The sequence below is a fragment of the Brevundimonas huaxiensis genome, from assembly GCF_014218725.1.
GTDB lineage: Bacteria > Pseudomonadota > Alphaproteobacteria > Caulobacterales > Caulobacteraceae > Brevundimonas > Brevundimonas huaxiensis.
Genome location: NZ_JABBJE010000002.1, coordinates 18,052 through 31,898 on the forward strand (window position 1 = coordinate 18,052; position 13,847 = coordinate 31,898).

Annotated in this window: 12 protein-coding genes and 1 pseudogene; 10 read left to right on the forward strand and 3 right to left on the reverse strand. The window is 67.1% G+C overall.

What is annotated here, in order from left to right; all coding sequences use genetic code 11:
- The first annotated feature begins 10 nt into the window (after positions 1-10).
- The 7 genes and pseudogenes from sucC (at position 11) to HF680_RS05295 (ending at position 8,222) form a co-directional block, all read left to right on the forward strand.
- Positions 11-1,201: an ADP-forming succinate--CoA ligase subunit beta gene (gene sucC, locus HF680_RS05270; protein ID WP_055808784.1), complete on the forward strand. Its 1,191-nt coding sequence runs from the start codon at positions 11-13 to the stop codon at positions 1,199-1,201.
- A 57-nt stretch (positions 1,202-1,258) separates the two neighbouring features.
- Positions 1,259-2,161: a succinate--CoA ligase subunit alpha gene (gene sucD / locus HF680_RS05275; RefSeq protein WP_045809475.1), complete on the forward strand. Its 903-nt coding sequence runs from the start codon at positions 1,259-1,261 to the stop codon at positions 2,159-2,161.
- Between the two features lie 264 nt (positions 2,162-2,425).
- A complete protein-coding gene (locus tag HF680_RS05280; RefSeq protein WP_185224346.1) occupies positions 2,426-5,437 on the forward strand; it encodes a 2-oxoglutarate dehydrogenase E1 component in 3,012 nt (1,003 codons plus the stop codon).
- Positions 5,438-5,478: 41 nt separating this feature from the next.
- Positions 5,479-5,821 (forward strand): annotated as a pseudogene (locus tag HF680_RS16310) (biotin/lipoyl-containing protein); the annotation flags it as partial.
- Positions 5,822-5,835: 14 nt separating this feature from the next.
- The gene (gene odhB / locus HF680_RS05285) at positions 5,836-7,050 is read left to right on the forward strand and encodes a 2-oxoglutarate dehydrogenase complex dihydrolipoyllysine-residue succinyltransferase (RefSeq protein ID WP_449374898.1); all 1,215 of its coding nucleotides are present in this window, start codon (positions 5,836-5,838) and stop codon (positions 7,048-7,050) included.
- A gap of 56 nt (positions 7,051-7,106) precedes the next feature.
- Positions 7,107-7,718, forward strand: coding sequence for a glutathione S-transferase family protein (locus HF680_RS05290; protein ID WP_185224348.1), 612 nt, complete (start codon positions 7,107-7,109; stop codon positions 7,716-7,718).
- Between the two features lie 141 nt (positions 7,719-7,859).
- Complete coding sequence (locus HF680_RS05295) at positions 7,860-8,222, forward strand: hypothetical protein (RefSeq protein WP_205196067.1); 363 nt, start codon at positions 7,860-7,862, stop codon at positions 8,220-8,222.
- Here the strand turns inward: HF680_RS05295 and prfA are convergent, their stop codons facing one another.
- A complete protein-coding gene (gene prfA, locus HF680_RS05300; RefSeq protein WP_185224349.1) occupies positions 8,223-9,290 on the reverse strand; it encodes a peptide chain release factor 1 in 1,068 nt (355 codons plus the stop codon). It abuts the gene before it with no gap.
- A 205-nt stretch (positions 9,291-9,495) separates the two neighbouring features.
- Here prfA and HF680_RS05305 point away from each other — a divergent pair, with 205 nt between their 5' ends.
- The 3 genes from HF680_RS05305 to HF680_RS05315 are packed head-to-tail and all read left to right on the forward strand — an operon-like array spanning position 9,496 to position 11,407.
- Complete coding sequence (locus tag HF680_RS05305; RefSeq protein WP_185224350.1) at positions 9,496-10,101, forward strand: response regulator; 606 nt, start codon at positions 9,496-9,498, stop codon at positions 10,099-10,101.
- Between the two features lie 55 nt (positions 10,102-10,156).
- Entirely contained in the window at positions 10,157-10,597 is a 441-nt protein-coding gene (locus HF680_RS05310) for an RrF2 family transcriptional regulator (protein ID WP_185224351.1), read from the forward strand.
- Positions 10,598-10,630: 33 nt separating this feature from the next.
- On the forward strand, positions 10,631-11,407 hold the full coding sequence (locus HF680_RS05315) for a sulfite exporter TauE/SafE family protein (RefSeq protein WP_185224352.1): 777 nt from the start codon (positions 10,631-10,633) through the stop codon (positions 11,405-11,407).
- Between the two features lie 102 nt (positions 11,408-11,509).
- On the opposite strand, the gene ispG is transcribed toward HF680_RS05315, so the two are convergent.
- Entirely contained in the window at positions 11,510-12,646 is a 1,137-nt protein-coding gene (ispG, locus tag HF680_RS05320) for a flavodoxin-dependent (E)-4-hydroxy-3-methylbut-2-enyl-diphosphate synthase (RefSeq protein ID WP_045809482.1), read from the reverse strand.
- Between the two features lie 48 nt (positions 12,647-12,694).
- Complete coding sequence (locus HF680_RS05325) at positions 12,695-13,792, reverse strand: helix-turn-helix domain-containing protein (protein WP_235968871.1); 1,098 nt, start codon at positions 13,790-13,792, stop codon at positions 12,695-12,697.
- Positions 13,793-13,847: the final 55 nt, after the last annotated feature.

Below are 13,847 nucleotides of genomic sequence, written 5' to 3' on the forward strand. Positions count from 1 at the left end.
ACGGTCCCCCATGAACATTCACGAATATCAGGCCAAGCAGGTCCTCAAAGGCTTCGGTGCCCCGGTCGCCGAAGGCGTCGCGGTGACGTCGGTCGATCAGGTCGAGGCGGCCGCCAAGTCGCTGCCCGGCCCGCTCTATGTCGTGAAGTCGCAAATCCACGCCGGCGGCCGCGGCAAGGGCAAGTTCAAGGAACTGCCGGCCGACGCCAAGGGCGGCGTTCGCCTGGCCTTCTCGGTCGAGGAAGCCGTCGCCCACGCCAAGGAAATGCTGGGCAACACCCTGGTCACCGCCCAGACGGGCGACGCTGGCAAGCAGGTCAACCGCCTCTACATCGAGGACGGCGCCGACATCGAGCGTGAATTGTACTGCTCGCTGCTGGTCGACCGCGCCTATGGCCGCATCGCCTTCGTCGTCTCGACCGAAGGCGGCATGGACATCGAAACCGTCGCCCACGACACGCCCGAGAAGATCCAGAACATCGTCATCGACCCGAGCGCGGGCGTAACCGACGCCGACGTCGCCGCCATCGTCGCCGCCTACGGCCTGACCGGCGCCGCGGCCGAAGACGCCAAGTCGCTGTTCCCCGCCCTGTACAAGGCCTTCGTCGAGAAGGACATGGACATGCTGGAGGTGAACCCCCTGATCGTGATGAAGGACGGCCACCTGCGCGTTCTGGACGCCAAGGTCAGCTTCGACGGCAACGCCCTGTTCCGCCACGATGACATCAAGGAACTGCGCGACGAAACCGAAGAAGACGCCAAGGAAATCGAAGCGTCCAAGTGGGACCTCGCCTACGTCTCGCTGGACGGCAACATCGGCTGCATGGTCAATGGCGCCGGGCTCGCCATGGCGACGATGGACATCATCAAGCTGTACGGCAAGGAGCCGGCCAACTTTTGCGACGTCGGCGGCGGCGCCGGCAAGGAGAAGGTCGCGGCGGCTTTCAAGATCATCACCGCCGACCCGAACGTCCAGGGCATCCTGGTCAACATCTTCGGTGGCATCATGAAGTGCGACGTCATCGCCGAGGGTGTGGTCGCGGCCGTGAAGGAAGTGGGCCTGAAGGTGCCGCTGGTGGTGCGTCTGGAAGGCACCAACGCCGAACTGGGCAAGAAAATCCTGAACGAGTCGGGCTTGACCATCCAGGCCGCCGACGACCTCGACGACGCCGCCCAGAAGATCGTCGCGGCGGTCGGCTAAGGCTTCGGCCTTACTCGCCACCGCCCCGCTGACACATCGAATTCAGAGCACAGACCCATGTCCATTCTCGTCGACAAGAACACCAAGATCATCGTCCAGGGCCTGACCGGCAAGACCGGCGGCTTCCACACCGAACAGGCGCTGGCCTATCACGGCACCCAGATGGTCGCCGGCGTGCACCCCTCCAAGGGCGGCACGAACTGGACCGGATCGCACGGTGAGAGCCTGCCGATCTACGCCTCGGTCGCCGAAGCCAAGGACGCCACGGGCGCCGACGCCTCGGTGATCTACGTCCCGCCGTCGGGCGCGGCCGCCGCGATCATCGAAGCCATCGACGCCGAAATCCCCTTCATCACCTGCATCACCGAGGGCATCCCGGTGATGGACATGGTCAAGGTCAAGCGTCGCCTGGAAGGCTCCAAGTCGCGCCTGCTGGGCCCGAACTGCCCCGGCATCCTGACGCCGGACGAGTGCAAGATCGGCATCATGCCGGGCAACATCTTCAAGAAGGGCTCGGTCGGCATCGTGTCGCGTTCGGGCACCCTGACCTATGAAGCCGTGTTCCAGACCACCAACGAAGGCCTGGGCCAGACTACGGCTGTCGGCATCGGCGGCGACCCGGTCAAGGGCACCGAATTCATCGACGTGCTTGAGCTGTTCCTGGCCGACGAGGAAACCACCTCGATCATCATGATCGGCGAAATCGGCGGCGGCGCGGAAGAAGACGCCGCCCAGTTCCTGATCGACGAGGCCAAGAAGGGCCGCAAGAAGCCGATGGCCGGCTTCATCGCGGGCCGCACGGCGCCCAAGGGTCGCACCATGGGCCACGCCGGCGCCGTCGTCTCGGGCGGCAAGGGCGATGCGGAATCCAAGATCGCGGCGATGGAAGCCGCCGGCATCCGCATGTCGGAATCGCCCGCGCGCCTCGGCAAGACCTTGGTCGAAGTCCTGAAGGGTTAAGCCTTTCCAAGTGCGCGCTGCGCGCGGGCGCTATCGCTTGCCGCGCGGCGGCTCGCTGCTTGAGCGCCTTTTCGGCATCAAAAATGCCGTGTGACGCATCGATGGACGCCCTCGGCTCAGGCCGGGGGCGTTTTTTCTTGGGCCTGCGACCAATTTCCTACCAAATTGCCCCGTTTCGGTCATGACCCGTCAGGAAACGACGCCTATATGACAGGCGCGCCCCTCACGGAGATGTGTCCGTCGGGGCCCAGGGATTGCGAAACGATGGCGGACGATGCCGGTCGGCTGAACCAGGTCTTTGCCGAGACCTCATTCCTTTACGGGTCCAATGCGGCCTACGTCGAGGAGCTTCAGGAGAAGTGGGCGAAAGACCCCGGCTCCGTCTCCGCCGAATGGAAAGCCTTCTTCGACCAGCTGCGCGACAACGCCGCCGTGGTGACCGCCTCGGCCGGCGCCGGCAGCTGGGGTCGCGGCACAGCGACCGAACCCACGGAGGAGACCGGCGTCTTCGACGGTCGCTGGCCGGCGCCGAAGCCCGATCCCAAAAAGCCCGGCGCTGCGCCGGCTGCTGCGCCCAAGGCCGCGCCCGCCGACGTCTCGGCCGATGCGATCCGCGCCGCCGCCCACGATTCCATCCGCGCCCTGATGCTGATCCGCAGCTATCGCGTGCGCGGGCACCTGCAGGCCAAGCTGGACCCGCTGGGTATCGAACAGCCGGTCGAGAACCCCGAGCTGACGCCCGAGTTCTATGGCTTCACCGGCGCCGATCTGGACCGCCCGATCTTCCTGGACGGCGTGCTTGGTCTTCAGACCGGCACGATCCGCGAAGTGCTGGAGATTCTGAAGCGCACCTACTGCGGCAACATCGGCATTCAGTTCATGCACATCGCTGAGCCCGAGGAGAAATCCTGGCTGCAGCAGCGGTTCGAAGGCGCCGACAAGTTCGAGCAGAACGCCTTCTCCAAGGAAGGCAAGCTGGCCATCCTGTCCAAGCTGATCGAGGCCGAAGGTTTCGAACGCTTCCTGCACAAGCGCTTCCCCGGCACCAAGCGGTTCGGCCTGGACGGCGGCGAGGCCATGGTCCCCGCGCTGGAGCAGGTCATCAAGCGCGGCGGTTCGCTGGGAGTCGATGAAGTCGTGCTGGGCATGGCCCACCGCGGCCGCCTGAACGTGCTCGCCGCCGTGATGGGCAAGCCCTACAAGGTCATCTTCCACGAGTTCCAGGGCGGCTCGGCCGTGCCGAGCGACATCGAGGGTTCGGGCGACGTCAAATATCACATGGGCGCCTCGTCGAACCGCGAGTTCGACGGCAACCACGTCCACCTGTCGCTGACCGCCAACCCGTCCCACCTCGAGATCGTCAACCCGGTCGTGCTGGGCAAGGCGCGCGCCAAACAGGCGTTCGACATTCGCGAGGCCAACGAGGGCGTGCCCGAGGGGCAGTGGGCGCTGGACCGTTCCAAGGTCGTGCCGCTGCTGATCCACGGCGACGCCGCCTTCGCCGGCCAGGGCGTGGTCGCGGAGTGCTTCGCCCTGATGGGGCTGAAGGGCTACCGCACCGGCGGCACGCTGCACTTCGTCATCAACAACCAGATCGGCTTCACCACCAGCCCGCGCAACTCGCGCTCGTCGCCCTATCCGTCGGATGTGGCCCTGATGGTCCAGGCGCCGATCTTCCACGTCAACGGCGACGATCCCGAGGCGGTCGTCTTCGCCGCCAAGGTGGCCACCGAATACCGCCAAAAGTTCCACAAGGACGTGGTGGTGGACATGTTCTGCTACCGCCGCTTCGGCCACAACGAAGGGGACGACCCCACCTTCACCCAGCCGCTGATGTATTCGAAGATCCGCGCCCAGCCCTCGACGCGCGAACTGTATTCGCAGCGTCTGGTCGCCGAAGGCGTGATCAGCCAGGCCGAGGTGGACGCCGAGGTCGAGCGGTTCGAGAAATTCCTCGACGAGCAGTTCGAGGCCGGCAAGACCTGGTCCGCCGAAAAGGCCGACTGGCTGGACGGCCAATGGCAGGGCTTCCAGTCGCCCAAGGACGAGCTGCGCGGCGACACCGCCGTGCCGCTGGCCAAGCTGACCGACCTGGGCCATCGCCTGACCACGATCCCCAACAGCGTCGACATGCACAAGACGCTGAAGCGCGTCATCGACGGTCGCCGCGAAGCCGTCACCTCGGGCCAGGGCCTGGACTGGGCCACGGCCGAGAGCCTGGCCTTCGCCTCGCTGGTCGATGAAGGTTTCCCGATCCGTCTGTCGGGTCAGGATTCGGTGCGCGGCACCTTCTCGCAGCGTCACTCGGGCATCATCGATCAGACGACCGAAGAGCGCTACATCCCGCTGAACAACCTGCGCGAAGGCCAGGCCAATTTCGAGGTCATCGACTCGGCCCTGTCCGAAGAGGCGGTGCTGGGCTTCGAGTACGGCTATTCGCTGGCCGACCCCAATACGCTGGTCATGTGGGAAGCCCAGTTCGGCGACTTCGTGAACGGCGCCCAGGTGGTGATCGACCAGTTCATCAGCTCTGGCGAACGCAAGTGGCTGCGCATGAGCGGCCTGACCATGCTGCTGCCGCACGGCTATGAAGGCCAGGGACCCGAACACTCCTCGGCCCGTCTGGAGCGCTTCCTGCAGGCCTGCGCCGAAGACAATATGCAGGTCGCCAACTGCACCACTCCGGCCAACTATTTCCACATCCTGCGTCGCCAGATGCACCGGCCGTTCCGCAAGCCGCTGATCCTGATGACGCCCAAGTCGCTGCTGCGCCACAAGAAGGCGGTATCCAGCCTGGCCGATCTGGCCGAAGGCTCGTCCTTCCACCGCGTCCTGCACGACGACGCCCAGACGCGGCCCGAGATCGCCGGCATCACGATCAAGGCGGACAAGGACATCCGCCGCGTCATCCTGTGCTCGGGCAAGGTCTATTACGACCTGCTGGACGCGCGCGAGAAGAAGGCCAAGGACGGCCAAGCGGTGGACGACGTCTACATCCTGCGTCTGGAACAGTTCTATCCGTGGCCGATCCAGTCGCTGCGCAAGGAACTGGCCCGCTTCCCCAACGCCGAACTGGTCTGGTGCCAGGAAGAGCCGAAGAACATGGGCGGCTGGACCTTCGTGGATCCGTGGCTGGAGCTGACGCTGGACAAGCTGGACGTGAAGACCAAGCGCGCCCGCTACGTCGGCCGTCCCGGCTCGGCCTCGACCGCCGCCGGTCTGATGAGCCGGCATCTGAAGGAACTCGAAGCCTTCACGACCGAAGCCTTCGCCTGATACACGTACAAAAGACCGACTAGAGACGAGCTGGACCTGACATGGCCGACATCCTGACCCCCGCCCTCGGTGAATCCGTCACCGAAGCCACCATCGCAAAGTGGACCAAGAAGGTCGGTGATCCGGTCAAGAAGGACGAACTGCTGGTCGAGCTGGAGACCGACAAGGTCTCGCTGGAGGTCGTCTCGCCCGCCGACGGCGTGCTGGGCGACATCAAGGCGGCCGAGGGCGACAATGTCGTTCCCGGCACGGTCCTGGGTTCGGTGACGGAAGGCGCGTCCGCCGGCGCCGCTCCGGCCGCTGCGCCGGCCCCCGCTCCTGCTAAGGCCGCCAAGCCTGACGCCAAGGCCGCGCCGGCCGCCGCTGCTCCGGCCGCCGCCGCCGCGATCGACATCACCGTGCCGGTCATGGGCGAGAGCGTCGCCGAGGGCTCGATGGGCAAGTGGGTCAAGAAGAACGGCGACACGGTCAAGAAGGACGAACTGCTGGTCGAGATCGAGACCGACAAGGTCGCGGTCGAAGTCTCCGCCCCGGCTGACGGCGTTCTGACCATCGCCGCCGACGAAGGCGCGACCGTCACGCCGGGCCAGAAGATCGGCTCAATCTCAGGATCGGGCTCGGGTTCGGGTGCTGCGAGCGCGCCCGCCGCCGCCTCGGCTCCCGCCGCAGCCGCTCCGGCGCCCGCCGCCGCCCCGGCCAACACCGGCTCGGCCCAGGTCTCGACCGCCAGGAACGAAACCCTGTCGCCCGCCGTCCAGCGCGTGGTCGGCGAGAACAATCTGGATCCCAAGGCTATCAACGCCACGGGACCGAAGGGCAACATCACCAAGGCCGACGCCATCGCCGCCATCGGCCAAGCTTCGGCTCCGGCCCCTGCCGCCGCCGCTGCTCCGGCCGCCCCACGCGCCGACCAGCCGCGCGAAGAGCGGGTGAAGATGACGCGCCTGCGTCAGACCATCGCCCGTCGCTTGAAGGAATCGCAGAACACGGCCGCCCAGCTGACCACCTTCAACGAGGTGGACATGACCAACGTCATGGCCCTGCGCGCCCAGTACAAGGACGTGTTCGAAAAGCGCCACGGCGTGAAGCTGGGCTTCATGTCCTTCTTCACCAAGGCCGTCGTCGCAGCCCTGCATGAGATCCCGGCCGTCAACGCCGAGATCGACGGCACCGACATCATCTACAAGAACCACTACGACATCGGCGTCGCCGTCGGCACCGACAAGGGTCTGGTGGTTCCGGTCCTGCGCGACGCCGACACCCTGTCGCTCGCCGGCATCGAAAAGGGCATCGGCGCCTTGGGCAAGGCCGCACGTGACGGCTCGCTGACCATGGATCAGATGCAGGGCGGCACCTTCACCATCACCAACGGCGGCACCTATGGCTCGCTGATGTCTACGCCGATCCTGAACGCGCCGCAGTCGGGCATCCTGGGCATGCACAACATCGTCCAGCGCCCGATGGCCATCAACGGCGAGGTCAAGATCCGCCCGATGATGTATCTGGCCCTCAGCTACGATCACCGCATCGTGGACGGCAAGGAAGCCGTGACCTTCCTGGTCCGGGTCAAGGAACTGCTGGAAGATCCGGCGCGGGCCCTGCTGGACCTCTGATTTCCTGAAAGGCGGCGATGATCTCGCCGCCTTTTTTCTTGCTGCGAGGCGCGACCATGCTGACCCTCTACGCCGCGACCGGATCCTGCAGCCGGGCCAGCCATATCGCGCTGGAAGAGTCGGGGCTGGCCTATGAGGTTCGTCTGGTCGATTTCGCCAGGGCCGAGCAGCGCGAGCCGGCCTATCTGGCGATCAATCCCAAGGGGCGCGTTCCTGCGCTCGCGACCGATCAGGGCGTCCTGACCGAAAGCCCGGCCATTTTGGCGCACATCGCCGCCCTGTCGCCGCCCGGCCTCTTGGCGGCGACCGATCCCTTTGCCTTTGCGCGGATGCAGTCGTTCAACCTCTATCTGGCCACCACCGTCCACGTCGCCCACGCCCACGGTCGCCGCGCCGCGCGCTGGAGCGACGATGCCGCCGCCCAAGCGTCGATGGCGGCCAAGGTCACGCAGAACATGCGCGACGGCTTCGCCCTGATCGAGGCGGATCTGACCGGCGAATGGGCGATGGGCGACGCCTATACGGTCGCGGACCCCTATCTGTTCACCTTCGCCGGCTGGCTGGAAAGCGACGGCGTGGACATCGCCGCGTTCCCACGCGTCCAGGCGCATTTCGATCGCATGAAGGCGCGGCCGGCGGTCCGGCGCGCCCTGGCCGCCAAAGCTTAGCGGGCGCGCTCGCAGACCAACGGTTGTGTCTAATTTGCGCCGGTCGTTAACGATCCGAATCGGCGTCGCATTTTCCCTGATTACAAGCGCCGAAAATGGCGCCTTATTTCGGACATGGAGTGGGCGGCGCGCGCAATAGGGATGTTCTACGTCTTGGGCGGACTGATGCTTTTGTATCAGGCCTGGCTCAACTGGCGTCTGCAACGGGCCTTGTCCGGCGTCATCGCCGTTCCGGCAGACGATCAGATCGCAGACGGCGTGATCGCCCTGGGCGGCGTGGTGGTGCTGATGTCCGGCGTCGCGCTGGCGGCGCTCAGCGCCTGGGCCGTGGTCGCCTTCCTCGCCGGTTGGGCGATCCAGGCCGCCTATCTACTGTGGGTCAACCGCGCCGATCTCGACAGCCCCCTGGCCAGCGGCCGGTTGAAGTCGGTGCATGCCTTCGCCGCCTACACCGCCGTCACCGGCGTGGTGCTGTGGCTGCCGCTGACTGGCGTCCTGGGCTGATCAGCCGAACTCGGCTTCCAGATCGGCCAGACGCGCCGCCTGGTCCTCGGCGATCAGGGCGTTCAGCAGCGGATCGATGTCGCCTTCCATGATCTGCGGCAGGCTGTGCAGGGTCAGGTTGATGCGGTGATCGCTGACCCGCCCTTGCGGATAGTTGTAGGTGCGGATCCGTTCGGACCGGTCGCCCGACCCGACCTGGGACTTGCGGCTGTCCGAGCGGGCCAGATCCTTGGCCTGGCGCTGCATGTCGTACAGGCGCACGCGCAGGTTCTTCATCGCCTTGTCGCGGTTGACGTGCTGAGACTTCTCCGACGACGTCACCATGATTCCGGTGGGCAGGTGGGTGATGCGCACGGCGGAATCGGTCGTATTGACGTGCTGGCCGCCCGAGCCCGACGCGCGGAAGGTGTCGATGCGGATGTCCTTGTCGTGGATTTCGATCTCCACGTCCTCGACCTCGGGCAGGACCGCCACCGTCGCCGCAGAGGTGTGGATGCGTCCCTGCGACTCGGTCGTCGGCACCCGCTGCACCCGGTGAACGCCGCTCTCGAACTTCAGCCGGCCGAACACGCCTTCGCCCGTCACCGTGGCGATGATTTCCTTATAGCCGCCGGCGTCGCCCTCGGTCGCGGAATCCAGCTCGATCCGCCAGCCGCGCGTGGAGGCGTAGCGCGAATACATGCGGAACAGATCACCTGCGAATAGGGCCGCCTCGTCCCCACCGGTGCCGGCGCGCACTTCCAGAACGGCCGAGGCGTTCTCGTCGGCGTCGCGCGGGGCCAGCAGCAGCGCGACCTCCCGTTCCAGCTCGGGCAGCCTGTCGGTCAGCGCCTGCAGCTCCTCCTCGGCCATCGCCGCCATTTCCGGATCGGCCGTCATGGCCTCCAGGTCCGCCATTTCGGCGCGCGCGCGCGCCAGGCCCTGAACCGCATCGACAACGGGCTTCAGCTCGGCGTGCTCTTTGGACAGCCTCACGATCTCGGCGCCGTCGGTCGCCGAACCCATGCGCGCCTCCACCTCGTGGAAACGGTCGAGCACCTGATCGAGACGGGCCTGGGGCAGTCGCAAGAGGGAAATGTCCTGAGAAAATGCGGAGCGCCGTCCTTACCCGCCGGGGGGCGTCGTGTCGATTGCAAGCCGTGTTGGGGCGTGGGTCGGCGCCGGCGCCGCGCTTGTGATCGGCGATGACAACTGGGTCACGATGACGTCAGTCGCGGTGACGCAATCGGCTCAAAGCCATTAGTTGAGGTCGAACAACCGTGAGGAGGACGCCATGTTCGATCGCCCGCCCCCATCGCAGCCCGACGCCGCTGAGGTCGCCGAAAGCGTCGATCGCCTGTGCCGCCTGTACGACAGCCGTCTGGCCGAGACCGACGGCGACCTGTCGCCCGAGGACGCCCGCGAACTGAGGGCCATGGCCGCCATCTACGATCTGGACACCGACCGCCCCTCGACCGAGGTCTGGCGCGACCTTCGCGCCGTCGTCACCCGCCAGGCGCCGCTTGACGCCACGGCGCCGGCCGAGATCGAGGCCCTGACCCTGCTGGTGGTCGAGGACGATCCCGACGCCGCCGCCTCCCTGACCGAACTGCTGACCGAGGCGGGCCATAATGTCGTCGGCCCGTTCCACAGCGCCGCCGCCGCCGAGGCCGCCGCTGCGCTGCACAGCATCGATGCGGCCCTGCTGGACATCAACCTGTCGGGCGAGATGACCGGGGTGGAACTGGCCCGCGTCCTGACCGACCGCTGGGCCGTGCGGGTCATCTTCATCTCCGGCGATGTCGCCGCCGCCGCGAAGAATGCGGACATGGCCGAGGCCCTGGTGCTGAAACCCTACAACGGCGCGCAGATTTTGGAGGCGGTGGCGCGCCTCGCCTGAGGGCGGATCGAGTCCCCCGGCTTGCGTCTAAGGCGCAGCCGGGCGATCACGGATCATGCTGTCGAACCGGACTCGCTATGCTCTGCGCGCCATGGTGCATCTGGCCGGTCTGCCGGACGGCGGTCCCGCGACCATTGCCGAGATCGCCGAGGCGGCGGCGGCCCCGCGAAAGTTCCTGGAGGCCATCCTGCTGGATTTGCGCCGTCAGGGTCTGCTGGCTTCGAAGCGGGGCCGGGCGGGCGGCTATGCGCTGGGCGCGCCCGCCGACGCGATCAGCTTCGCCGACGTCATCCGCGCGCTGGAAGGCCCGCTGGCCCTCGCGCCCTGCGCCTCGCGCACCGCCTACGGCCCGTGCGAAACCTGCCCGGATGTCGAGACCTGTCCGTTGCAGCCCGTGCTTCAGGACGGGCGCGACGCGATCGCCGCCGTCTTCGAGGCGCGAACCCTTCTGCAAGCCGCCGTCATTTCTTCTCGTATTGACCGACTAGGGAAATAGCCCGCACCGTTCCACCACGTTTCAGAGGCCGTCATGCAAGATTTCCTGCTCTTCCTCGCCGTCGGATTTCTGGCCCAGATCGTGGATGGGGCGCTGGGCATGGCCTATGGCGTGATATCCTCCACCGTCCTGCTGTCGTTTGGCGTGCCGCCCGCGACGGCGTCCGCCAGCGTCCACGCCGCCGAGGTCTTCACCACGGCGGCCTCAGCCGGGTCCCATACGGTCAACAAGAACGTGAACTGGAAGCTGTTCGTGCCGCTGGCGCTCGGCGGCGTCGTCGGCGGCGGCTTCGGCGCCTTTGTGCTGACCAGTATCGACGGCGATCTGCTCAAGCCCTTCATCACCACCTATCTGGCTATCATGGGCGTGGTGATCATCTGGCGCGCCACGCGTCAGACGCGTGAGCGGATCTTTCCGCGCAAGTTCGCCGGCCCCCTGGGTCTGGTCGGCGGCTTCTTCGACGCCATCGGCGGCGGCGGCTGGGGACCCACGGTCACCACCACCCTGGTCGGCACGGGCCAGGATCCGCGCGTCTCGATCGGCACCACCAATACGGCGGAGTTCTTCGTCACCTCCGCCATTTCGGCAACCTTCCTGGTCGCCCTGCTGACGGGCCACTGGCAGGAGGCCGAGGGCTTCTCCACCCACGCTATGGCCGTGCTGGGCCTGATCCTCGGTGGTTTGATCGCCGCCCCCTTCGCCGGCGTCATCGCCCGCATCGCCCCGCGCCGCACCCTGACCTACGGCGTTGGCGCCGTGGTGCTCCTGTCCGCCGGCTATCAGGCTCTGCGTCTGTTCAAGGTGATCTGAAACGCAAAACGGCGGCGGGCTCGCACCCGCCGCCGATCCGATTTCGACTTTGATTTAAGAATACCGTCGGCATCGCCACCCCGCATAGGCGGCTTCCGCAGCCTACTCCGCCGCCTGAAGCGCCGCCGCGCGGGCGGCGTCCAGTTCGGCGGCCTTCTGTTCGACCAGATCGACGATGTGGTCGATCATGCCGTCATTGGCCTGTTTGTGGGCGATCTTGCCATTCAGATAGATCATGCCCGCGCCCTTGCCGCCGCCGGTGAAGCCGATGTCGGTATAGAGGGCCTCGCCCGGTCCGTTCACGACGCAGCCGATCACCGACAGGCTCATCGGCGTCGAGATATGGGCCAGCTTCTCTTCCAGCAGCGCCACCGTCTCGATGACGTTGAAGCCCTGACGCGCGCAGGACGGGCAGGCGATGATGTTGACGCCCCGGTGGCGCAGGCCCAGCGACTTCAGGATGTCGAAGCCGACCTTGATCTCCTCCACCGGATCGGCGGCGAGCGAGACGCGGATGGTGTCGCCGATCCCCGCCCACAACATCGACCCCAGGCCGATGGCGGACTTGATGGTGCCGGTGCGCAACGGCCCCGCCTCGGTCACGCCCAGATGAAGCGGGCAGTCGATCGCCTCGGCCAGCTGCTGATAGGCGGCGACGGTCAGGAAGGGGTCGGACGCCTTCACCGAGATCTTGAACTCGTGGAAGTCGTGGTCCTGCAGGATGCGCGCGTGGTTCAGGGCGCTCTCGACCATGGCGTCGGGGCAGGGCTCGCCGTATTTTTCCAGCAGTTCCTTCTCCAGCGAGCCGGCGTTGACGCCGATCCGCATCGAACAGCCGTTATCCTTGGCTGCCTGGATCACGTCGCGGACGCGGTCGGCCGAACCGATGTTGCCCGGATTGATGCGCAGGCAGGCGGCGCCCGCCTCGGCGGCCTCGATGCCGCGCTTGTAGTGGAAGTGGATGTCGGCGACCAAGGGAACCTTGGCCTCGCGCACGATGGTCTTGAAGGCGGCGGTCGATTCCACGTCGGGGCAGGAGACGCGCACGATGTCGGCGCCGGCCTCTTCCAACTGACGGATCTGGTCGATGGTCGCCGCCGCGTCCGTCGTCGGCGTATTGGTCATCGACTGGACGCTGATCGGGGCGTCGCCGCCCACCAGGACGGAGCCGACGCGGATCTGGCGGCTCTTGCGACGCTCGATGTGGCGCCAGGGTCGGACGTGCGTGTGATCGCTCATGGGATCATCATATAGGCCGATGATGACGGCGGGACCACGGCCGTCGTGTCAGTTCGGCGCAGGGGCGGGTGAAGAGGACGCGGGCGCGGGGGAAGGCGCCGCGGCCGTCTGCGTACGGGCCTGAGCCTGGGCCTGGGCGCGCGCCTGGGTCGCCGCCAGTTGTTTGGCCGCCTGGTCCGCGCGGCTGTTCAACTGGGCCAATGGCGTCAGCACGCCGGCCAGCGGTCCGCCGTATTCGCCGTTCAGGAAGACGTCGAAGGCGGCCGGGTCGGACACGTCCACCGTCGCCGCCACGCCGATGGGCGCGCGCCAGGCCTCGCCCGGCGCCATCTGGCGCGCGAACAGGGCCTGACCGTCGCCCAGCCGCACGACCAGGGCGCCGGCCGTCTTGGCCTGAATCACCACCATCGAGGCGTTGGCCGAGGCGCCATAGACGGCCCCGCGCGGATTGAACGCCTTCTGCACCGGCTCGGGATTGGCGGCGGCGGCGATCACGGCCGGATCGGTCGGATCGACCCCGGTCAGTTCGGCCTCCAGCCCCGGGGTGATGTACAGCGCCGGCGTCGTCTGGTCGGGAGGGGCGGACATGGGCGCGCTGAGCGCGACCTGCGGATCGGGATCGGCCGCCCCGGTCCAGGCCTTGGGCACGGCGGCGATATCGGACGGATGGGCGGTCCGATGCAGGCTGGCGCGCTGGAACACGTTCCAGCCGATGACGGCGACCACTACGGCGGCGATGCCGGCGACGATGCGCGGCGAATGGCGTTTCACGTCCTCGAAGGCGATGCCGATGGGCGCCTTCAGCGGCACGGAGGTGTCGGGGCTCTCGCGCTTGAACCGCTCGACGGCGGTCTGTTCGTCCAGCGCCAGGGCCGAGGCGTAGGCCCGCACATAGCCCAGGGCGAAGACGCGCGAGGGCAGGGACGACCAGTCGTTCTGCTCAAGGGCGGTCAGGAACCGGCGATGCACCTTGGTCTCGGCGGCCAGCTCGGCCGGCGACTTGCCCGACCGCTCTCGGGCGCCCCGAAAGCCGTCGCCCAGGGTCGCGGCGTCGACGAAGGCGGCCGTCGGATCCGGCCGGTCCGCAATGCTTTCGATCGACTCGGGGGCGACCCCCGCATTCCGCGCCATGACGCCTGACCCCATGTCCGGGAAACACAGCGCCGACGCGCCGTTCACGGGCCCGAGATAGACGATTGCG